A 20,365-nucleotide genomic window follows, 5' to 3' on the forward strand; every position below is an offset into this window, starting at 1 on the left:
GGCGTCGAGGTTTGCCGCATTGCGGCTTGCGTCGACGGGATCGGTTACGGTAATATGCTCAACTTCGCAACGCCGCCGAGTTCGTGCGCGTTGGATTATGGGATGCCGTGATAGTGCTTTCGGCTTCGGTATTGAGGGAGCTTGGCGGATGTCGATCGACAAGAGCTTGAAGAAGGCTAGCTCGCTGGCCCGGTCTCGCAACGTCCTCACGAGGGCAGAACGCCTGGCCCTTCTCCAGGAAGATGAGCGTTGGACCCCGGAAAAGGGAGTCTACAACCTCCCGAAGACGAAGTATCGCCGCCTCGCCCCCGGCCAGTCCGGCCCGAAGCGCCCGGCGAACTGAGCCGATTCGGCCTGGCCATTCCCGGCCCGCCAACTGGAACAAGAGAAACCCCCGGCATGACTGTCGGGGGTTTTTCGTCTGTTGAAAAATCGACCTGGGCTGATATCGCGCTCAGCGGTCGGTCGAGATCTCGTTGACTTCGAGGGCGAACTCGAAGTCCTGCGGGGTCAGCCCCCCTTCGGAGTGCGTCGAGAGCTCGAGCCTCACGTGGCGATAGCTCAGCAAGATATCGGGGTGGTGGTCGTGCTTCTCGGCCAGTGCGGCGATTTGGTTGACAAACTCCAGGGCCCGTCGGAACGATGGGAACTGCCAGGAGCGAACCAACATGTCGCCATGATGCTCCCAGCCCTTGGCTGCGGGCAGCTTCTCGAGGATTTCCGGTTCGCTCAGCTTGGCCATGAGATGTGACCTCGGGGTTCTGCCCGGGTGCGTCGGCCAGCCGTCGGGCGAGGATGCGGTAGCGGCGAGGCTCCGTGACCCGGATCGTTTTCTGCCTATTATTATTTCCGCGGGCCGTCGGCGGAACAAGAGATTAGAGACCGGCGCGGGGACTGCCAAGGGTAATGACGACGATCCTCGTGTTCTTCTGCCTGGCGATCGTGATCTCCAGCCTGCTGGGCGGGATCCTGCCCCTCGCGACGGTGCTGACGCACACACGCCTCCAGGTCTACCTGAGCCTCTCCGCCGGCGCGATGCTCGGCGCGGTCTTCTTCCACATGATGCCCGAGGCCGTCCGGCTCGGCTCGGCGAATTCGCTGAGGTGGTCGGCTCTCGGCCTCGTCTCGCTCTTCTTCCTCGAGCGGTTCTTCGCCTTCCACCACCACGAGGCCCCGGCCGACCCGACCGAGCCCTGCCCGACGCATCCCCACGAGCACGCCGAGGGCCGTGGGCACTCCGCCGGCCTCGTCCACGCGGCCGCGCCCGGGAAACCCGGGTCATCCACGAAGGGGAGCTCGCTGCACTGGGGGGCGGCCGCCTTCGGACTCGCGGCACACTCGCTGGCCGGCGGCGTGGCCCTCGCCAGCGCCGTGGCCGCGAGCGACGCCGATCGCACGGCGGTCGGTGCGGCGGGCTGGGGGGTCTTCCTCGCCACCGTCGTCCACAAGCCGGCGGACGCCCTGACGATCGTGAGCCTGATGCTCCGCGCGGGCGTTCCCAGGCTCACCGCGCATCTCGTGAACCTCGGCTTCGCGCTCATGATCCCGCTGGGCGCCCTCTTCTTCTTCGTCGGCCTGGGCAAGCTCAGCCCCGACTCCGGCACGGCGGTGACCGCCGGGGCCCTCGCCTTCTCCGCCGGGACCTTCCTCTGCATCTCGCTGAGCGACCTGCTCCCCGAGCTCCAGTTCCACTCGCACGACCGCCTCAAGCTCTCGCTGGCGCTCCTCGCCGGGTTCGGCCTGATGGCCGTGGCCTCCGCCGCCGAGGGGGACGACCATCATCACCAGGAGGCACCGACGCCCCCGGCGTCGACGCAAACTCCTCGCTAAACTAATATGTCGATGTCAATCGATTCCACGGGCTCGTAAGTCAATATCCTGGTGATCCTTGGAGCCTTCGATCTGGGAGGTCCGGATGCCGAGGGCCCGTGGGTTGTCGTCTGCGCCGGAAATTCACGAGTCTTCTTCGTGGTCGATTGACTATGATGAAGTCGGGCTCGCTGCCAAACGCGGGCTCCGGGATGCGTTATGGCCCCCGACACGCCAACGGGAATCGATGTTGGATCCCGGGAGCGTCCGCGCGGGGACATGCCTCACAGGAGATGCTCGATGACGGGAGTCGACCCGAGGAAGTGGACGCGGAACGGCCTGGGGCTCATGATCCTGGGATCATGCCTGGCCGGGATCGCCGTCGCCGCGGAGACGGAGAAGGAAAAGGGTGAGGACAAGGCGATCCTCGCCCACGTCCTTGGCGTGGACGGGAAGAAGGTCGACCTCGGCGCCCCCAAGGATGGTGCCACCGTCGTCGTCTTCTACTCGACGGAATGCCCGATCTCCAACGCCTATAGCCCGACCCTGAACCGGCTTCGCGACGAGTACCCGGCCTCGAAGCTGAACCTGGTCGGCATCTGCGTCGACCCGGATCTCTCCAACGCCGAGATCACGACCCACGCCCGCGACTTCGAACTGAAGTTCCCCGTCGCCCGGGACCGCGGCGGCAAGGTCGCGGCGAAGCTCGGCGCCACGGTGACCCCCGAGGCCTTCGTCATCGACTCCGCCCAGAAGATCCGCTATCACGGCCGGATCGACGACCAGTTCGTCGCACGCCAGAAGCGGAACGCCCACCCCAACGGCAATGATCTCCAGGACGCCCTCGCCGCCCTCCTCGACGGCCGCCCGATCAATAACGCGTTCGTCGCCCCGGTGGGCTGCCCGATCCCCAGGCCCGTCGAGCCCAAGGTCATCCCGACCTACTCGAACGAAGTCTCGCGGATCATCCAGAAGAACTGCCAGGAGTGCCATCGTCGCGGCCAGATCGGCCCGTTCGCCCTCGACACGTATGACCAGGCGAAGAAGCGGGCCGACGACCTCGCCAACGTGGTCGAGGACCGGCAGATGCCCCCCTGGAAGGCGGATGCGGGCTTCGGGCCCAAGTTCAAGCACGACCGCTCGCTCTCGCAGCAGGACATCGAGGCCCTGAGGGTCTGGGCCGACGCCGGGGCCCCCGAGGGGGATTGCTCCCAGCTCCCGCCCCCCGCGCAGTTCGCCGACGGCTGGCTCCACGGCACGCCCGACCTCGTGCTCGAACTCCCCGAGGAGTTCTCGATCCCCGCGTCGGGCGAGGACATCTACCGCTGCTTCGTGCTCCCCACGAACTTGCCCGAAGACGTGTACATCTCAGCCGTCGAGTACCGGCCGGGCAACGCCCGGGTCGTCCACCACATCCTCGGCTTCGTCGACAACCATGGGGCTGCCCGCAAGAAGGATGAAGCGGAGCCCGGCCAGGGTTATACCTGCTTCTCCGGCCCCGGGATCGAGTTCCACGGCGACCTCGACGGATGGGCCCCCGGCAAGATCCCCTCGGCCCTGAGCGACGGCGTGGGGCGATCACTGCCCAAGGGGGCCGACGTGGTGGTGCAGATCCACTACCACCCCAACGGCAAGGCCGAGACCGACCGCTCGAAGATCGGGCTTTACTTCTCCAAGACGCCGGTGAAGTCGATCCTGCACTGGTCGGCCGCGATGAAGCACGACCTCAAGCTGCCGCCGAATGAATCGAACATCGAGGTGAAGGCCGCCTGGCCGGTCCCGGTTGACCTCGTCGCCTGGTCGGTTGCCCCCCACATGCACCTCCTTGGGCACGACATGAAGATGTCGCTGACCTTCCCGGACGGCCGCACGCAGGACCTGATCAAGATCTCGGATTGGGACTTCGGCTGGCAGTACACGTACGACTTCGAGAAGCCGATCGAACTGCCGAAGGGCACGTTGGTGAACGTGGTTGCCCACTTCGACAACTCCGAAGGGAACCCCCACAACCCGAGCCATCCCCCCAAGCTCGTGACATGGGGCGAAGCCACCACCGACGAGATGTGCATCGGCTTCATCGCCGTGACCAAGAAGGGGCAGGACCTCACCAAGCCCGGCGAGAAGGACGACCTCCTGTCCATCTTCCGGGAGCAACGCGAGAGCTACGAGCGGGCGCTCCGCGAGCGCAAGGCCAAGGACAAGGATAAAGCCGAGTAATCGACTCGGACTTACCTCCAGGCCATCGCGACGACTCGTGATGGCCTCAGACCAACGAGGCTCCTCTCGACCTTCCCTGCCCGATGACTTTGGGAAGGGCTCGAGAGGAGCCTCGTGTCATTCAGAGGGAAGGAGAGGTCTCCACATCCGCGATGGCGTCGGCCGGCAGCACTACCTGCGCGATGGGCGTAGTCCCCGCGAAATAGAGGAGACCTCGGATCGGTGCCTTGAATTCCGACACGTCCGTCGGCTCAGCCTTCTCAGTTTCGGGCCAATCCCCCGGCTTCGGCTCGATGGGGTCGAGGAAGTCTGTCGAATCCGACGGGGCGAGCGGCAACTCGAGGCTCGAGAGATCCAGCAAGGCCGGCTCCGCGGCTGAATCAGCCGGGTCGAACGTGCGAGACCCGATTTCGACCGGGGACATGCTCAGGCCGTTCGCAACTTCGGGCGGATTCGAGGTTTCGAGGCCTCGAACCCCCGGCGCGAGCCCTGCGCCCGAGTCCTGTGGGTTGGTCTCAACCTCGCCCGGCGTTTCCGGGAGGGCCTGGGTCGGCTCGTTCGGGGTGATCGGACTCATCGGGGCGAGCGGGGCGTATGGCTGAAGCGTCGGCAAGGTCCGCCCCGGGGTCGGGCCTCCCGGCAGGATCGAACCCTGGGACTGGCCGATGAAGAGGAAGCCGCTGCCGGGGTTGAGCGGCAGGCTCTGGCCGGCCGGGTTGGCGGGGGGCTGCGCGACGTTGACGGTCGGGTTGAGGGAGGTCGGAACCCCGGTGTCGGTGCTGTCGATGGTCCTTAAGGTGGCCTGGTCAACGGCTCCGAGGGCGGGGTCGCCGGAGGCGTTGCCGATCTTCATGACCGAGAGGCCGAAGCCCGTCATGTAGAACTTCGCGGACAGGTTCAGGCCAAAATTTCCGTTCCCGCCGATCGGGTCGATGGCCCCGGTCGGGGCGAAGGCGGCGGACGCGGCGGGGAGGATCACGAATCCCGACGTGGTGAGGACCATCGGCGCCACGGGGGGCGTCGCGCGCGGCGAGCGCTGCGAGGCGTCCATGAGGACCCGATCTTCCAGCATGCTATCGACGACATCAGGGTGGAGTGCGAGTCGGCTCTGCATAGAAGCATTCCTCATTGACTGCGGGCTCGATCGTTGCGAAATCAAGGGCGCGGCTGTCGATGGGGTCTTGCTCGCGTTTCGCGATCTCCGCTGGCTTCGTCCTCGATGTAGGTTGCGCCCCCGAGACTCGCGGCGCCTGAGTCTACGTTATAGGCAAAGTGCAGGGATTGGAAGAGGCAGACATGAGCAAGCAAAAAAGTCCCGACGAGATCGGGAGAGTTCGTCGGCTCTGCGCGGGGGCCCACCGATGTCGCCTGATCTGGTTTTCAGGTTTTGAAGTGAAAGGGCCGAGATATGATCGCGGCGAATGTCAGCTCGTTGCTTCGCCCATGACCTGCTGGAAGATCGCGCGGGTCCGGCGCGTGTGCTTCTCGATGTCGTCGTCGAAAGCCCTGGAGCAGGAGGCGGGGTCGTCCTGCCCGTAGTTGAGCCGGCGGGCCAGGCGGGCCAGCTCCTCGGGCTGCTCGGGGAGGCTGCTGATGCTCCGGTTGTGGACGAGGCGGAGCCGGCTCTCGACCGTCCTGAGGAACTCGTAGGCGTCGCGCAGCTCCGCGGCGATCGGCGCGGGGAGGACCCCGCCGCGCCGCAAGGCATCGAGCGCATCCCAGATGTTCGACTTGATCATATCGGGAGACTTCTGGGCGTTGACGAGCTGCAGGTACTGGACCAGGAACTCGATGTCGGCGAGCCCTCCCGCCCCGCGCTTGAGGTCGTTGCGTCCCCGGTTTTCCTCCAGCCGACGGCGCATGGCGATCGCCTCTCGCGCCAGCGAGGCCGGATCGACCGGCGCGGAGAGGACACCCAGGATCGCCTCGGAGACCACCTTGCCGAAGCCGCCGTTCGAGAAGACCACGCGAGCCCGGGTCAGGGCGAGTCGCTCCCAGGGGTGCGCCGTCTCCTCGAAGTAGGTGCGGAAGGCGTCGAGCGTCACGACCAGCGGGCCGGAGGCACCGTGCGGGCGGAGCCGGGTGTCGACCGTGTAGAGGGCCGAGCCACCTGCGGCGCCGCCGAGCGCCTTGAGCACGCGCCTGACGACCTCGGTCACGAACTGGTCGTTGCTGATCGGGCTCCGTTCCCCCCGGGTCTCGCCGTCCGACTCGTGGAGGAAGATCAGGTCGAGGTCGCTGTGATAGCTCAGCTCCCGCCCGCCGAGCTTGCCGAGCCCGAGGATCGCCCAGCGCGAGCGTTTGCCGTCGTCGGCCCGGTGCGGCGTGCCGTACTTCGCGACCTGGCGGTCCCACTGCTCGCGGGCCACCTGGGCGACGATCGCCTCGGCGACATCTGCGAGCTCCCGGGTCACGTCACGGATCGGCTCGCGCCCGAGGATGTCCCTGATCCCGACGCGGAGCCATTCCTTGTTGCGGAAGCTGTGGAGGATCGGGGCGAGGTCCTCGGCCCCCTTGCTCAGCTCGGCCACCTCCGCCTTGATCGCCTGGGACGCCTGCGAGCGATCGACGACGAGGGTATCCATCAGCTCGTCGATCATGCCCGGGTTGTTGATCAGGATCTCGGAGAGGAACTGGCTGTTCGCGCAGAGCTCGACGTAGAGCCGGAGCGTGGGCGGGTTGAAGTTGAAGAGTTCCCAGAGGATCGCCTTGGCCCCCAGCGACGCCGAGACTTTTTCCAGGTTCGTCAGCGCCATGTCGGGATCGGGGGCGCGGCTGACGGCCTGGAGGAGCCGGGGCGCGATCGCCGCCAGGAAGTGGCGGCAGCGCGCCTGCGAAAGGAACGGGATATCTTCACGAGCCAGCGCCATCAGGTTCTGATAGGCGGTCTGCGGGTCCAGGAAGGGGAACTTGGCCAGGGCCTCGGCGACCAGCTCCGGGCTGGGGTTGGGGTCGAGCACGAGGTCGACGACCGGGTCGGCCGCCTCTCCCGAGTCGTCGCGGAAGGCGTCGTGGAGCAGGTGGTTGAGGATCCGGCGATTGAACTCGGTCTTCGCCCGGTAGTCGGAGAGAAAACGCTGGGCGGGGCCGGTCCGATCCTCCCAGGCCGAGGCCGTGGGATAGCCCATGCGGATGGCCAGGGTCCGCTGCTCCTCCAGGTCGCGCGGCATCTCGTGCGTCTGGCGGTCGAACATGGTCTGGAGCCTGTGCTCGACCCGCCTGAGGAACCGGTACGTGTTCTCCATGATCCCGCGCTCCTCGCCCGTCAGGCAGCCGACGATCTCGAGCTGCGACATGGCCTGGAGCGTGTTCGAGTGGCGGACCTTCGGGTACGTCCCGCCGTGGAGGAGTTGGAGGAACTGGACGACGAACTCGACGTCGCGGATCCCGCCGTGCCCGGTCTTGACCTCGACCTCCGCGGTCCCCGCCGAGACCGTGCGCTGCTCGATCCGGCGCTTCATCGCCTTGATCTCGCTGATCTCGGTGCCGCTGAGATATCGGCGATAGATGAACGGGGTGATCGCGTCGAGGAAGGTCTGGCCGAGGCCGAGATCTCCGCCGATAGGCCGGCACTTGATCAGGGCCTGGCGTTCCCAGGTCCGTCCGCTCGTCTCGTAGTAGCCGAGCGTCGCGCCCAGGGATCGAGCCAGGGCACCCTGATCCCCCTCGGGCCTCAGGCGCATGTCGACCCGATAGGCGATCCCGAGCGACGTGTGGTCGGAGAGGAGCCGGACGACGTCGCTCCCCATCTTCGCGAAGAACTCGGCGTTCGAGACGGTCCTGGGGCCGGCCGTCTGCCCCTCGTTGTCGTAGAGGAAGATCAGGTCGATGTCGGAGCTGTAATTCAGCTCCTCGCCGCCGAGCTTGCCGAGGGCGAGCACCACGAACCGCGCGGGGGCCTCGTCGGGGCCGAGCGGCTCGCCGTGGCGGGCGACCGCGCGGCGGCGGGCGAGCCGGTACGCCCCCTCGACGCAGGCGTCGGCGAGGTGCGAGAGGTCCAGGGTCACGACCTCGAGCGGCGTGCCGCGCACGATGTCGTTGTAGCCGATCCGGAGCATCTCCCGCCGACGGAACCGGCGCAGGATGAGCCGCTCGGCCTCCTCCCCCTGTGCGGACTCGAGCTCGTCCCAGAGGTCGGCGATGAGGGCCTCGCGGTCGCGACGCTCGGCGCCCCCTCGGAGCCATTCGAGGAGGTTCGGATCCCGGATCATCAGCTCGCTGAAATGCTGGCTCGTGCTGAAGAGCTGCACGAGGATCTCGACCAGCCGCACGTTGCTTGACAGGAGGCGCAGGGTGGCCTCGGGGTCGGGGCTGGCGGAGACGAAGCGTTCCAGGTTCGTCAGGGCCATCCCGGGGTCGGGGCAGCGGGGCAGGAGGACGTCGAGGTGCCGGGTGAGCGAGCCCAGGATCGCGCTCTGGTCGGTCCGGAGGGCGAGGTCCCTCAGGTCGCGGGCCCCTCGCTCGGCGTCGCGCACGCCGAGGCTCGAGAGCCACTGCTTGCAGAGCTCCGGGTCGTCGTGGATCGTGCGGAGCCATCCGAGGATTGCCGAGGATTGTTCCGCCATGGCGATGACCTCACCGATTGAGCCTCAGCCGGCAAAGTTCGTGGAACCGTGCTGGAGGTGGCGGAAGAGTGCCTCGACGTCCCCCCGGCTCAGGCCGAAGGTGTTGGCGATGGAGCGATCATCGGCCCCAGGGCGCATCAGCGGCAGGACCTGGGGCGCGAACGGGCGCAGGCGGTCGGGCAGGGGGGGGACCGGCGTCCTGCGTCGATGCTGATCCCAGGGGTCGCCCAGGTCGTGGTAGCCGGGTTCGAACCAGTATTCGCGCCCGCCACGCCTCAGCAGCTCCAGGAACCAGGTGTTGAAGCTGGGGGCGATGATCTTCGGGCGGCTGAGCGAGAGGTCGTCGCCCGAGGTGAAGATCGGGCAGTCCCCCTCGGGCCAGTGGTAGGCGAGGTCGATGCAGACGGTCTCGACGTTCGGGTTGCCGAGCTCGAACCAGCTCTCCGGCTGGACGAGCAGGTTCTCCACCTTGGCGAAGGGGACCATCGGGCCGATCCCCGAGAGCGGGTGGATGATCGGCCCGTTGAGGTAGAACCCGTTGGAGAGCCCGAGCCATGCGCGTAGCCCCGCCGGGAGCCTGAAGCCGTAGCGGCCTTCCCAGGCCGCGATGGCCTCGGGACTGGCGCCCGGCTGACAAGGGTCCGGAACCCCGGCGAACTGGGCCTGCAGGGCGGCGGACGTCGGGACCAGCGACACATCAATCCCGACCATCGCGGCCCAACGACCCACCAGGTCGTTGAGCGGGCTTCCCATCCCCCATCCCCCTCACGCCAGAGGCGCGGTCGAATCCACGGTAACGACCCGGCCGAAGAGCGTCACCGCGCTCGCGTCTTCGACCGTGACTGGAATGAACTCCCCCTGTAACCGCTCGTGCCCGTCGAAGACGACGATGCGGTCGCACGTCGTCCTGCCGGTCAACTGCGTGACCTCGCCCGAGCCGTTGCCCTTCCTCGCGGCCGACTTGCTCGGGCCTTCCACCAGCACCTCGACCGTCTTGCCCAGGAACTCGCGATTGTCCTCGAGGCAGATCGCGTTCTGCACCGAGAGCATGTCGTTGTTGCGCCGCTTCTTGACCTCCTCGGGGACGTCGTCGTTGTAGAGGAGGTCGGCCTTGGTCCCCTGGCGCGGGCTGTACTTGAAGATGAAGCTGTTCTTGAAGCGTGAGCGCTCGATCAGGGCGATGGAGCGCTGGAACGATTCCTCGGTCTCGCCGCAGAAGCCGACGATGAAGTCGCTGGTGACGGCCGCGTCGGGGACCGTCTCCCGGATCCTCGCCATCATGTCGTCGTAGAGGGCGACCGTATACAGCCGCTTCATCCGCTTGAGCATCTCGTCGCAGCCGCTCTGCGCGGGGACGTGCAGGTAGCGCGAGATGCGGGGCAGGTCGCGGATGGCCTGGAGCAGGTCATCCGTCATGTCGTTCGGGAAGTTCGTGATGAACTTGATCCGGCGCAGGCCTTCGATCTCGTGAAGGCCCATCAGGAGATCGGAGAGGCGGGTCGTGCGGCCGTCGGGCTGGCGGTACTTGTAGCTGTTGACCGTCTGCCCGAGCAGCGTGATCTCCTTGACCCCCTGGTCGGCGAGCTGCCTCGCCTCGGCCAGGATCACCTCGGGGGGCCGGCTCTGCTCGGGGCCCCGGACCGACGGCACGATGCAGTACGTGCAGAACTTGTCGCAGCCCATCATGATGCGGACGAACGCCTGGAAGCTCGACGGCCGCATGGCCGGCTCGCGCATCGGGTCGTACTCGGCGAAGCTCGCCGTGACCTCATCCCTGGATCCGCCCGACCTGGGGAGGCTCACCGCCATCTGCGGGGCCTTCTCGGCCTTGGCCTTGGCCAGGAGCTCGGACACTCGCATCAACTGCCCGGGGCCGATCACGACGTCGACGTGAGGGGCTCGCCTGAGGATCTGGTTCTGATCCTTCTGGGCCATGCAGCCGAGGACGCCGATCGAGACGTGCGGCTTGACCTCCTTGAGCTTCCGGATCCGCCCCAGGGCGCTGTAGATCTTGTCCTCGGCGTGCTGGCGGACCGAGCACGTATTATACAGGATCGTGTCGGCCTGGCTGATGTCGTCGGTGAGGACGTACCCTTCACTGCGGAGCGACCCGACGACGAGCTCGCTATCGAGCACGTTCATCTGGCAGCCGACCGTCTCGATATAAAGCTTTTTAGGCGAGTCAGTTCTGTCGGGCATAGGTCATCCTCTTGGCCGAGATAGCCAGGAGGTTAAAGGGTCGTTTCCTCGGGGCAAATCGACGGATGATTGTACCAATGCCGCAAGCTTAAGGGAACCGTTGCGGCCCTTGGTTCGTCCGATGGTCCCGAACCTGTCGACTCAGAGACCGAGCGTCTCGCCATCGAGGATGCGATGACCCCGGAGAAATTCGGCGGTCGTAAAGACTTTCTTGCCGGGGACCTGGAGCGACAGGATCCGCACGGATCCCCCCCCGCCCGCGGCCACGACGAGCCGATCCTTGATGGCCTCGAGGACGAGCCCCGGCGCTCCTTCTCCCTCGACCACCTCGGTCTTGTGGATGATCAGCCGCATCGGCTCGGGGTCGGCCGACAGGGGACGCTTCCAGAAGGTGTACGCCATCGGCCAGGGCTGCATGGCCCGGACGTGGTCGTGGACCGCCTGGGCCGACTTCGTCCAGTCGATGGCCCCTTCCTCCTTGGTGAGCTTGGGGGCCCGGGTGACCTTGGCCTTCGCCTGGGGCAGGAGCTCGGCCGTCCCGTCCTCGATCGCCTCGACCGCACGCACGATCAGGGGGGCTCCCAGGACCGCGAGCCGCTCCTCGAGCTCCCCGGCGGTCTCGTCGGGCCCGATCGGCGTTTTGGCGACGGAGATCATCCCGCCCGCGTCGATCCTGGGGGTCATCCGGATCACGGTGACGCCCGTCTCGGCGTCCCCCTTCTGGATCGCACGCGCGACCGGCGAGGCCCCCCTGTATTTCGGCAGGATCGAGCCGTGCAGGTTGATCCCGCCGAGCGGGGGGATGCCCAGCAGCTCGGCCGAGAGGATCTGGCCGTAGGCCGCGGTGATGATGAGGTCGGGCGCGTAGGAGCGGACGACCTCGAGGGCCTCGGCGGCGTTCACGTCCTCGGGCTGGAAGACGGGGATCCCTCGTTCCTGCGCCGCGACCTTGATCCGGCTCGGGATCAGCTCCTGCTTCCTCCCCTGCGGGCGATCCGGCTGGGTGATCAGCGCCACGACGGGCGCACCCTTGTCGCAGAGCTCCAGGAAGGTGGGGAGCGCGAAGTCCTTGGTCCCGAGCATCACGATGCGAGAGCGGATTGGCATGAACGGAGGGGATCCTTCGGAGCAGATCAATTCAGGTCATAACGCGTCGAGTTGCTTCCGGATCTCGTCGTCGCTGGGGTATTCGCCGGCGGCCTGCATCTCGCGGAACTTCGTCTCGAAGTCGCGGAGCTTCGAGTTCACCGAGTGGCGGCCGAGCGGGCCGAGGAGGTCGATGTAGAGCTTGCCGGCGAGGTGGTCGGTCTCGTGCTGGATGGCCCGCCCGACCAGGTCGTCCGCGTCGATCTCGACCGGCTCCCCCTTGATGTTGAACGCGCGGACCTTGATCCGCTTGGGGCGCCGGACCTTGAAATAGAGGCCGGGGAAGCTCAGGCAGCCTTCCTCTTCCTCGTCGGAGGAGTGCCGCTTGACGATCTCTGGGTTGATGAAGACGTGTTCTTCTTCCTTCTGCGCCGGATCGGCCGTGAGGTTCAGGACGAAGAACCGATAGGGTATCGCCACCTGATTCGCGGCCAGACCGATCCCTTTGGCCTCGTACATGAGGTCGAACATCTGGCGAACGTTGGACCTCAAGGCGTCGTCGATCTGAGTGACCGGTTTCGACTCATATCGAAGCGCAGGGTGGGGATAGGTCACGATGCGCAGCACGTGCGTCTCCGGGAAAAGTGGGTAGGAAGCCTCTTAACTCCGATTGTAAAGAAAGCCGGTAGATCTCGCCATGCCGGCCCACCCCGAGGCCGAAGGCCGAGGAGACGGCGCTCGCGGTCGGGTTGTTGTCGGTCACGGTCTTCGACGAAGGGGCGAGCGGGGATCCCTCGCCTGGGAGTGGCGGCCAACTCTAGAATCATCGAAGAATGGCCCGCCTGTCGTTTCCACGAGCTTCGTCGACACCCGCTACGAGGATTACACGAATGTCTACCGACTCCGCGATTCGTGATCTCCTGGCTCGATCCCTCGGCTGGTCGGAGGCTCACGTCAGCCTCGAAGATGCCTTGCGTGAAATGCCCGAAGACCTTCGCGGCGTCCGGCCGGATGGGCTGCCGCACTCGGCCTGGGAACTCCTCGAGCATATCCGGATCGTGCAGCGCGACATCCTGGATTTCTCGCTGCCCGGGCGATACGACGAGCTGGAGTGGCCCGCGGAATACTGGCCGAAATCGCCGGAGCCGCCCGGCGCCGAAGCCTGGGGACAGAGCATCGCCACCGTGCGCGAGGATCGCGCCAGGCTCCAGGAACTGGCGCGAGACCCCAAGATCGGCCTCGCCGACATCACGCCCCACGGCACCGATCAAACATATCTCCGCGAGATCCTCCTCGTGGTCGACCACACAGCCTACCACCTGGGGCAGTTGATCCTCGTGAGGAAGCTCCTGGGCGCCTGGCCCGCCGACTGAAGGCCAGCGACGAGATGGGCTTCGATCGGAAGGGCCGGCGTCCATTCCACGCAAGCCGGGGCCTACCAAACGTAAGGAGGTCGAGGAGACCCTTACGGAATGGCTGAAAAGCTACGGGCCTGGCCGCGGAGCCTTCGGGAATACCGGGGAAGCGAAGGAGTCGGAGCTCGCCGGCGAAGACCTCGGCGAGCTCGCCGTTGACCAGGCGGCTCGAGCCTCACCCTCTCGGCTCTCATATCGCCCCTGGATCCTGGGGCTTCACGACGCTTGGCGCGGACTTGCCCTGCTCGCATCCCGAATGACAACAGGCCTTGCAGCAGCCGCTGCAATCGCACTTGTCCTCGCAGCAATGGCCCGCCCGCGACGGGTCTCCCGCATGGCTTGGCATCGGCAGGGCCGCCGTCAAGGCCGCTACAGTCAAGGCTCCGACAACGCCCATCAATCGTCGACGAATCATCTCTCGACTCCCGATTTCTCTGGACCTTTGAGGAGGATGGTGGTCGGCCCATCGCCGGCCACCCGGACATACCGCCTGGAACTCATCCCTCGCGATTTCACCTGAGCCAGGGTCGGGCAAGCCCATCATGGCGGCCGGAGGGGTCGTAGGCGGGATTGGCCCGATGCTTGGTGAAGCTCCCGGCAGACGACCTGTACGATCGCGTCGGCTCGGTGAGGATGTAACCGCCGTAGTATCCGGATGCGGTCTGACCTCCGACGTAGCCGCCAACGCGAGGCGATGACGGATAGCTCGGCGTGGCCGCCCCGGCGGTCATGTAGCCTGCCCGGGCCGAGCCCGTCATGAGGATCAAGGCCCCGAGCGCCCCGGCCAACATCTTCGATTGCATGCGATTCATGGCTCGTCCTCCCGAGCTGGGCCAGGTCGACCGGCCCACCGTGGGGCTCGACGGCGACCCCCGCCGTGCTGCCCGACCTCTAATCACCGGCCGTCGCGCCAAACCGCCAATCGGGCCAAAGATTCGAGAAAACGACCTTTGGAGCGAACCATGGATCGGGATCATCCCTAGAATGTCTCGCCTGCATGATCGTTCGGTATCGCCCGGCCGCGAGGGAGGTGAAGCATGACGATCGACGGTGGTGGGTCGGTCACGCACTGGATCGACGAGATTCGAGCGGGCGACCTGGACGACGCCTCACGTGGCCTCTGGGGGCGTTACTTCGAGCAGCTCGCCCAGCTCGCCCGGCATCGGCTGCGTTCGGCCCGGCGCGGCCTGGCCGATGAAGAGGATGTGGCGCTGAGCGTGCTCGACAGCGTCTTCGAAGGGATCTCGGCGGGTGTCTATCCCAGGCTCGGCGATCGCGACGACCTCTGGCGGCTACTGGTCACCATCGCCGCGCGCAAGGCGGCGAACCTTTTGAGACGCGAGCATCAGTTGAAGCGAGGCGGGGGCCGCGTATTGGGCGAGGCCGCATTCGATGGCACGACGCCGGACGCCCGGCGTGCCCTGGCGGAAGTCGTCGGCTCGGAACCGACCCCGGAATTCGCGGCGATGGTCGCCGAGGAGTGCCGCATTCGCCTCGAGGGGCTCAAGGACGATTCGCTACGACAGGTCGCCGTCATGCGGATGGAAGGCCACGCCAACGAGGAGATCGCGGCTCGGCTCGACATCAGCCTGCGCTCGGTCGAACGCAAGCTCGAGGCCATCCGCAAACGATGGCAGCCGGAGGAAGAGTCATGAGCGTCCGGGGAACCGGGCTAGACGCCTTGTCGGCCACGCTTGTGGAGCACGTCGACGAGATATGCGACCGCTTCGAGTCGGCCTGGAAGAAAGGCCTCCGGCCGCGGATCGAGGAATACCTCGGTGTGGATCGCGAGCCCGCTCGTTCGGTCTTGCTCCGCGAGCTCCTGGCCGCAGAACTCGATTGGCGCGAACGCCTGGGCGAGAAGCCGTCTCGTGAGGAATACATGAGCCGCCTCGGGGCGCATGCCTCACTGGTCGAGGACGCATTCGAAGATCGTGCGGCCCGGGCGGAACCTCCTGGAACGAGGCTCGAAGTCGGCGACGCGCCTGCGTCGTCCGCGAGCGTGGCGGGGACGTCTTCATCTCGGCGGTTTCACATCCTGGGCCTGCACGCGGAGGGCGGGCTCGGCGTCGTCTACCGCGCCCGCGACGAGGAGTTGCATCGCGAGGTCGCCCTCAAGATGATCCGGCCGGAGTTCGCCGGCCGGGCCGCGAGTCGAGCCAGGTTCCTGGTCGAGGCCGAGATCAACGGGAGGCTGGAGCACCCGGGAATTGTGCCCGTCTACAGCCTCGGACTCTCCGAGAACGGGGAGCCGCACTACGCGATGCGGATGATCGAAGGCATCACGCTCGAGGAGGCGATCGACCAATCGCGTCGCAATGACTCCCGCGATTCCGGCGAGCGGACCCTGGCGCTCAGGCGCCTCCTCGATCGGTTCCGCGTCGTCTGCGACACCCTTTCCTATGCACATAGTCGGGGTGTTTTGCACCGGGACGTCAAGCCGCAGAACATCATGGTCGGTCGGTTCGGCGAAACCCTCCTCATGGATTGGGGCCTGGCAAGGGCCGGGGGCGAGACCGCCGAGGATGCGAAAGATCCGGTCACGCTCGGCTCCGGCACCCCGGCATCGACGGTCGCCGGCTCCCCGATCGGCACTCCCGCGTACATGAGCCCCGAGCAGGCCAACGGGCAGTTGGACCGCCTGGGACCGACCACCGACGTTTATAGCCTGGGTGCGACTTTGTACCACCTGCTGACGGGCCGCGCCGCATTCGAGGGGGGCGTCGAGGACGTCCTGGAGAAGGTGCGACGCGGGGAATTCCCCAGGCCCCGGGCCATTCGAGCGGAAATCCACCCCGCGCTGGAGGCGATCTGCCTGAAGGCGATGGCTTTGGAACCGGAGGCGAGATACGCGACGGTTGCTGAACTCGCTGCCGACGTCGAAAGGTGGCTCGCCGATGAGCCGGTCACCGTTCACAAGGATTCGTGGGCCGTCCGCGTCCAGCGTTGGGCCCGACGGAATCGCACCCTGGTCATCGCGAGCGTGGCGGCATTGCTCCTGACGACCGCCGCACTCGCCGCCTGCGTCCTCATGTGGTGCTTTTCCATGATGTAGGAATGAGGCGGGCATCGAACAGGGTAGGGATGGGGCGAAGGCTGTACGCCCTCGCCCCGAATCCCTTGATCAGAACTGGTCGGCCGAGATGACCTCGCCGCCCGCGCGGGTCGAGAGGCCGGCGAAGATCCTCGGGTTGACCGACTCCTTGATGAACCTCACCGAGCCGTCGCAGAAGAGGAAATCGCATCCGCCGGGGTGCATGCTCCAGTAGTCGTCGGCGACCGCCGCTTTCGCGTTCGGCACGTAGATGATCGATTCGCCGGTCGTGGAGCCGGTGTGCGAGACGACCATGACGCTCGCGGTCTCGCATTGCCGGATCGGCCACCTGGGATTGGTGCAGACCCTCGCACCGGGGATGACGCCGACCCAGGTCGCGTCGGCGAGGTTCCTCGACCGCTCGCCGACCAGCAGCGTCGTACTCGAGCCGTCGGCGACGTCGCGGATTCCGACGCGGCTATTCCGGTAGTAGATCCCGTTGTTCGAGGCCGGGAACTCCGATGGCTCGAGCTGACCGGCCGAGCCGACATACTGGCCGGCCGATAGGTCGGTCACGAGGACCGTCCCCGATGCGTCAGTCAGCGACACGGGACCGCCGGCCGGGTTCGAGCTCGGGCAAAGATACGCATTCAGGTTCACCGCCCGGACGGTCAGAGAGCCCGGGTCGGTGATCTGGAGGCTGAAATTCGCGGTGTTGTAGAGCGGCCTTTGCTCCATGTCGCCGAGGATCATGGTCCCCCATCCCCATCCGGGGCCGACCTCGGGCGCCTTCGGATCGTTCGAGATCGCGGTGACGTAGCCGGGCGGGAATGCGTCGTGCCTGGTGTGATAGTTGTGCATCGCGAGGCCGACTTGCTTCAGGTTGTTCGAGCAATGAGCCCGTCGTGCAGCCTCCCTCGCCGCCTGGACGGCCGGGAGTAGCAGCGCGATCAAGGCGCCGATGATTGCGATGACAACCAGTATCTCAATCAAAGTGAATGCGCGGACGAGCCGCGATATATGCGGTTGACACATGCATAATGCTCCTGTTCGTTGGGCCGGAAATTGAGGATGACGCGCGACCGGCGGGGGGCCGAAACGGTGCGGCTCCTCGGCTCAGAACAGGAACCGTTGGAGGAGGGCCTGGCGCCTCGCTGCGTTGGGTGGCAACCCCCGGGGAGTGCGGTCGCACCGGGTCGAGGACCAGAGGACGAGGGAAGCCGGCGGGGAGATCGCGACCGGGAGTACCCCATCGAGCGAAGGGGCGAGCGCGTGGAGCGAGACGAGTCCGTCGTTGGAGACGGTTATCACCGCCCCGACCGCCATCGCCTCGCAAACCTCGCCATCGGCGGGGCCGCACCGATCCTCGGCCGTCTCCGCGATGCAGAGGACCGGACAAAGCAGGGCGAGAGCCAGGCAGATGAAGGCGATCAGCCGCGACATGCTTGTATCGTAGCCACGCTGGCAACCGTTGACAGGCCGAAGTGGCCGACCGGGGGGCGCCCGTGCCGGACGACCCGATCGCGGTTTACAACCGGCCAGGTAATTCGCGGTCAAAGGACCTCGACCCGCCTTCGATCATGATGGATCGAGGAGGGCCGAGATCATCGATACGACATACACAGGCCAGGCCGCTTACTTCGGCACCGGGGCGAAGACGTCCTTGGGCAACTCGAGGACCTTGACCGGCGGCTTGAGGAGGTCGGGCCAGCCGGAGCCGGAGAGGAGGAAGACCGTCCCTGCGTCTCCTTGGTCGACGGTCGCATAGAACTCCTCGGCGTTCATGGGCTCGCCCACGCGGAGGAACAGCGGCTTCGTCCCCTTGACGAGGTCCACCCGGAGGGTCAGTCGGGGCTTGTCCAGGCCGGTGCCCTTGGGGAAGGGTCCCTTGTATTGCATGAACTTGCGCGTCCGGAACCGGGAGAGGTCGTTGACGAGCGAGTCGACCCGGGAGAGGTCGAACGACGGCTTCTCCGAGCCGGGCAGGGGGTTCCAGTCCTGCGGCCCGCCGCGAGGGGTCGGGTGGTGGCCGAAGGCCAGGGTCTGATCCGGCCAGGTGAGCGTGACGCGGTCGACCTGCTTCATCGGGAAGCTGACCACCTGTCGGCTGCGGAACTCCTCGTGGAAGGGGATCGCCGCCCCTTCGAGCACGGTGAAGACCATCGGGCTCCCGAGCAGGTTGGCATAGTAGAGGGCGTCCTGCTTCGGGACCCTCGAGCCGATGCGGAGGGTTTTGGTCTGGGACCCTTCCGAAGCGGTGGGCATCCCGTTGGGGCTGATCGTCCACCGGACCGTGACCGAGGGATTGTCCAGGCCGTACTCGCGGGCCTTGTCGAGGTTGTCGGCCACGAAGCGCTGGGCGGTCAGCTTGGAGAGGATCAGGAGGATCTTGGTGATGCTCTCGTTGTCGGCCGAGGCCTCGACGGGGGCCGTCATCTTCCAGCGGTTCGGGTCGTTGGAGAGTCCGCGTTCCAGCGTCAGTTCCTGTCCATCGCGCTCCACGACCAGGCGCGAGACCTCGGGCGGGTTGAGGTCGACGACCTGGCGGTTCCGATAGGCGAATGAGTCGCTCGGAAGCTCCTTGAGGAAGGTGTCGGGGATGGCCAGGATGGCAGGCTCTTCGCCGATCCTGCCGTAGATCGATTTCCGCAACGCGTCGTGTCGGCCAAGTTTGAGGTCGACCGCCGGCGGGTCATCCCGTTTGGCGATCGGCTCCTTCGGCAAGGGAGAGCCCGGCTTGCCCTGCCAGGCCTTCACCGTGATCAAGGGCGGGTCCAGCTCCGGCTGTGGGACGCTCTCGGCGCCGAGGAACTCGCTGGCCTGGAGGTCGGCCAGGGTCGAGAGGAGCCGCGGGATCGTGTCGGCGTCGGCCATCTCCTGCGTGGGGCTCAATAAGACCCACCCGTTCGCCGTCCTCGAGAGGGTGAAGTCGCGCCCTGAGACCTTGATCTCGAGCCGGTCGACGAGCGAGGGGGAGAGGTCGGCGACCTTCTGGCCCCGGAACTTGTAAGGGTCGAGGCCCAGGCCGTTCAGCTCCTTGCCCTCGACGAGGATCACGTCGTCCTGGTCGCCTCGGCGGGCGAAGCGCCTGGTGGGCTCGTCGGGGCTGGCCTTGCCGATATAGACGACATACGGTTGCGTCGGCCCTTTCGCCGTGAAGAGCTCGACCTTGGTCGCACCTTCGTCGAGGCCGTAAGGCTTGTAGTCCTTGACGTTGTCGGCGACGAAGCCTTTCTCGCCCGCCGCGACCTGGAGCGAGGTCAGCTCGGCGAGGGTCTCCTCGATCTTCGTGTCGTTGCCGGGGGCGTTGAAGGGTTGCGTCAGCTTCCACTGGTTCTGCCGGCGCTCGGCGTCGACGGTCTGCTTGGGGGTCGTGATCTTGAAGCCCAGGACCTGGAACGTCGGGATGTTGAAGAGGGACCGATCGCGCCAGTCGACGACCGGCTTGTCGACCCCCTGAAAGATGCGCGACTCGACGACCTCGATGCCGGCGTCCTCGCCCGCCCTGACGTAGACCCGGTCGCGCGACGCCTTGCCGATGTCGAGCCGGGCCAGGGCCGTCGGCTCCCCCTTCTTGAAGGCGAGGATCGTCGCCCTGGGAGTCTTCAGCCCGAAGTTCGCGCTCTCCTTGCGGATCGTCCCGGCCTCGGGCGAGGCTCGCAGGCTCTTGAGGTTCTGTACGAGAGCGTCGAGCCTGGGAGAGTCGGCCGCCGTGTCGACCGGCTCGATGATCTGCCAGGCCTCCCCCTTGCGTTCGAAGACGAGGCGCCGGTCGCCCCCCTCGGGATGTTGCAGGACCTCGACCCGGGTGATGTCCCCCTCGGGGACATCCTTGAGCCCCGGGAAGACCAGGCCGCTCGATTGTCGGAGCTGCTCGGCCGTGGGGATCGCGGCCATGTCGGCGAGCTTCAAGCCGATGATCCCCGCGAAGAACAGGACGATCAGTGCGATGGTGGTGGAGTGCTTCTTCATCATGTGGAACCGACAAGGGGACTCGTGAGTCGGACAGTCGCGGCCCTTTTGGATTCGTCGCGTAGAGC

17 protein-coding genes are annotated in these 20,365 nt (G+C 66.4%); 6 read left to right on the plus strand and 11 right to left on the minus strand.

What is annotated here, in order from left to right:
* The first annotated feature begins 148 nt into the window (after positions 1 to 148).
* Positions 149 to 343: a small basic protein gene (locus ACOYYX_RS12755; protein ID WP_422930282.1), complete on the plus strand. Its 195-nt coding sequence runs from the start codon at positions 149 to 151 to the stop codon at positions 341 to 343.
* A gap of 111 nt (positions 344 to 454) precedes the next feature.
* On the opposite strand, the gene ACOYYX_RS12760 is transcribed toward ACOYYX_RS12755, so the two are convergent.
* Positions 455 to 742 carry a 4a-hydroxytetrahydrobiopterin dehydratase gene (locus ACOYYX_RS12760; RefSeq protein WP_422930283.1) on the minus strand — a complete coding sequence of 96 codons (288 nt, stop codon included), beginning with the start codon at positions 740 to 742 and terminating at the stop codon, positions 455 to 457.
* A gap of 164 nt (positions 743 to 906) precedes the next feature.
* Here ACOYYX_RS12760 and ACOYYX_RS12765 point away from each other — a divergent pair, with 164 nt between their 5' ends.
* Together ACOYYX_RS12765 and ACOYYX_RS12770 are read left to right on the plus strand one after the other, a co-directional pair.
* Complete coding sequence (locus tag ACOYYX_RS12765) at positions 907 to 1,830, plus strand: ZIP family metal transporter (protein WP_422930284.1); 924 nt, start codon at positions 907 to 909, stop codon at positions 1,828 to 1,830.
* A gap of 279 nt (positions 1,831 to 2,109) precedes the next feature.
* Positions 2,110 to 4,026 carry a redoxin domain-containing protein gene (locus tag ACOYYX_RS12770; protein ID WP_422930285.1) on the plus strand — a complete coding sequence of 639 codons (1,917 nt, stop codon included), beginning with the start codon at positions 2,110 to 2,112 and terminating at the stop codon, positions 4,024 to 4,026.
* A gap of 121 nt (positions 4,027 to 4,147) precedes the next feature.
* Here ACOYYX_RS12770 and ACOYYX_RS12775 read toward each other — a convergent pair whose 3' ends face one another.
* From ACOYYX_RS12775 to def, 6 genes are all read right to left on the minus strand, one after another.
* Entirely contained in the window at positions 4,148 to 5,140 is a 993-nt protein-coding gene (locus tag ACOYYX_RS12775; RefSeq protein ID WP_422930286.1) for a hypothetical protein, read from the minus strand.
* Positions 5,141 to 5,450: 310 nt separating this feature from the next.
* Positions 5,451 to 8,591: a bifunctional [glutamate--ammonia ligase]-adenylyl-L-tyrosine phosphorylase/[glutamate--ammonia-ligase] adenylyltransferase gene (gene glnE, locus ACOYYX_RS12780; protein WP_422930287.1), complete on the minus strand. Its 3,141-nt coding sequence runs from the start codon at positions 8,589 to 8,591 to the stop codon at positions 5,451 to 5,453.
* 24 nt (positions 8,592 to 8,615) lie between these two features.
* Entirely contained in the window at positions 8,616 to 9,344 is a 729-nt protein-coding gene (locus tag ACOYYX_RS12785) for an SMI1/KNR4 family protein (RefSeq protein ID WP_422930288.1), read from the minus strand.
* A gap of 12 nt (positions 9,345 to 9,356) precedes the next feature.
* A complete protein-coding gene (gene miaB, locus ACOYYX_RS12790) occupies positions 9,357 to 10,790 on the minus strand; it encodes a tRNA (N6-isopentenyl adenosine(37)-C2)-methylthiotransferase MiaB (protein ID WP_422930289.1) in 1,434 nt (477 codons plus the stop codon).
* Positions 10,791 to 10,931: 141 nt separating this feature from the next.
* Positions 10,932 to 11,897, minus strand: a complete 966-nt coding sequence (fmt, locus tag ACOYYX_RS12795; RefSeq protein WP_422930290.1) for a methionyl-tRNA formyltransferase — start codon at positions 11,895 to 11,897, stop codon at positions 10,932 to 10,934.
* A gap of 36 nt (positions 11,898 to 11,933) precedes the next feature.
* On the minus strand, positions 11,934 to 12,503 hold the full coding sequence (def, locus tag ACOYYX_RS12800; RefSeq protein WP_422930291.1) for a peptide deformylase: 570 nt from the start codon (positions 12,501 to 12,503) through the stop codon (positions 11,934 to 11,936).
* Positions 12,504 to 12,766: 263 nt separating this feature from the next.
* On the opposite strand from def, the gene ACOYYX_RS12805 reads away from it, so the two are divergent.
* Entirely contained in the window at positions 12,767 to 13,249 is a 483-nt protein-coding gene (locus ACOYYX_RS12805) for a DinB family protein (RefSeq protein WP_422930292.1), read from the plus strand.
* Between the two features lie 554 nt (positions 13,250 to 13,803).
* Here the strand turns inward: ACOYYX_RS12805 and ACOYYX_RS12810 are convergent.
* On the minus strand, positions 13,804 to 14,103 hold the full coding sequence (locus ACOYYX_RS12810) for a hypothetical protein (protein ID WP_422930293.1): 300 nt from the start codon (positions 14,101 to 14,103) through the stop codon (positions 13,804 to 13,806).
* Between the two features lie 225 nt (positions 14,104 to 14,328).
* Here ACOYYX_RS12810 and ACOYYX_RS12815 point away from each other — a divergent pair, with 225 nt between their 5' ends.
* Both ACOYYX_RS12815 and ACOYYX_RS12820 read left to right on the plus strand, forming a co-directional pair.
* Positions 14,329 to 14,946, plus strand: a complete 618-nt coding sequence (locus ACOYYX_RS12815) for an ECF-type sigma factor (protein WP_422930294.1) — start codon at positions 14,329 to 14,331, stop codon at positions 14,944 to 14,946.
* A complete protein-coding gene (locus ACOYYX_RS12820; protein WP_422930295.1) occupies positions 14,943 to 16,346 on the plus strand; it encodes a serine/threonine-protein kinase in 1,404 nt (467 codons plus the stop codon). The genes ACOYYX_RS12815 and ACOYYX_RS12820 overlap by 4 nt, the downstream gene beginning before the upstream one ends.
* A 69-nt stretch (positions 16,347 to 16,415) precedes the next feature.
* Here ACOYYX_RS12820 and ACOYYX_RS12825 read toward each other — a convergent pair whose 3' ends face one another.
* The 3 genes from ACOYYX_RS12825 to ACOYYX_RS12835 all read right to left on the minus strand — a co-directional run bounded on the left by ACOYYX_RS12825 (position 16,416) and on the right by ACOYYX_RS12835 (position 20,300).
* Entirely contained in the window at positions 16,416 to 17,360 is a 945-nt protein-coding gene (locus tag ACOYYX_RS12825; protein WP_422930296.1) for a DUF1559 domain-containing protein, read from the minus strand.
* Between the two features lie 81 nt (positions 17,361 to 17,441).
* Complete coding sequence (locus tag ACOYYX_RS12830; protein WP_422930297.1) at positions 17,442 to 17,768, minus strand: hypothetical protein; 327 nt, start codon at positions 17,766 to 17,768, stop codon at positions 17,442 to 17,444.
* Between the two features lie 192 nt (positions 17,769 to 17,960).
* On the minus strand, positions 17,961 to 20,300 hold the full coding sequence (locus tag ACOYYX_RS12835; protein WP_422930298.1) for a DUF4340 domain-containing protein: 2,340 nt from the start codon (positions 20,298 to 20,300) through the stop codon (positions 17,961 to 17,963).
* Positions 20,301 to 20,365: the final 65 nt, after the last annotated feature.

The organism is Singulisphaera chitinilytica (assembly GCF_049331405.1).
Classification (GTDB): Bacteria; Planctomycetota; Planctomycetia; order Isosphaerales; family Isosphaeraceae; genus PoT.

Excerpts from the sequence above, each read along its gene's own strand:
- ACOYYX_RS12810 (WP_422930293.1), bottom strand. The coding sequence starts at position 14,103 with ATGAATCGCATGCAATCGAAGATGTTGGCCGGGGCGCTCGGGGCCTTG.
- ACOYYX_RS12785 (WP_422930288.1), bottom strand. The coding sequence starts at position 9,344 with ATGGGAAGCCCGCTCAACGACCTGGTGGGTCGTTGGGCCGCGATGGTC.
- glnE (WP_422930287.1), bottom strand. The coding sequence starts at position 8,591 with ATGGCGGAACAATCCTCGGCAATCCTCGGATGGCTCCGCACGATCCAC.
- ACOYYX_RS12775 (WP_422930286.1), bottom strand. The coding sequence starts at position 5,140 with ATGCAGAGCCGACTCGCACTCCACCCTGATGTCGTCGATAGCATGCTG.
- fmt (WP_422930290.1), bottom strand. The coding sequence starts at position 11,897 with ATGCCAATCCGCTCTCGCATCGTGATGCTCGGGACCAAGGACTTCGCG.
- ACOYYX_RS12825 (WP_422930296.1), bottom strand. The coding sequence starts at position 17,360 with ATGTGTCAACCGCATATATCGCGGCTCGTCCGCGCATTCACTTTGATT.
- ACOYYX_RS12815 (WP_422930294.1), top strand. The coding sequence starts at position 14,329 with ATGACGATCGACGGTGGTGGGTCGGTCACGCACTGGATCGACGAGATT.
- ACOYYX_RS12755 (WP_422930282.1), top strand. The coding sequence starts at position 149 with ATGTCGATCGACAAGAGCTTGAAGAAGGCTAGCTCGCTGGCCCGGTCT.
- ACOYYX_RS12765 (WP_422930284.1), top strand. The coding sequence starts at position 907 with ATGACGACGATCCTCGTGTTCTTCTGCCTGGCGATCGTGATCTCCAGC.
- ACOYYX_RS12820 (WP_422930295.1), top strand. The coding sequence starts at position 14,943 with ATGAGCGTCCGGGGAACCGGGCTAGACGCCTTGTCGGCCACGCTTGTG.
- ACOYYX_RS12760 (WP_422930283.1), bottom strand. The coding sequence starts at position 742 with ATGGCCAAGCTGAGCGAACCGGAAATCCTCGAGAAGCTGCCCGCAGCC.
- ACOYYX_RS12835 (WP_422930298.1), bottom strand. The coding sequence starts at position 20,300 with ATGATGAAGAAGCACTCCACCACCATCGCACTGATCGTCCTGTTCTTC.
- ACOYYX_RS12805 (WP_422930292.1), top strand. The coding sequence starts at position 12,767 with ATGTCTACCGACTCCGCGATTCGTGATCTCCTGGCTCGATCCCTCGGC.
- ACOYYX_RS12830 (WP_422930297.1), bottom strand. The coding sequence starts at position 17,768 with ATGTCGCGGCTGATCGCCTTCATCTGCCTGGCTCTCGCCCTGCTTTGT.
- miaB (WP_422930289.1), bottom strand. The coding sequence starts at position 10,790 with ATGCCCGACAGAACTGACTCGCCTAAAAAGCTTTATATCGAGACGGTC.
- ACOYYX_RS12770 (WP_422930285.1), top strand. The coding sequence starts at position 2,110 with ATGACGGGAGTCGACCCGAGGAAGTGGACGCGGAACGGCCTGGGGCTC.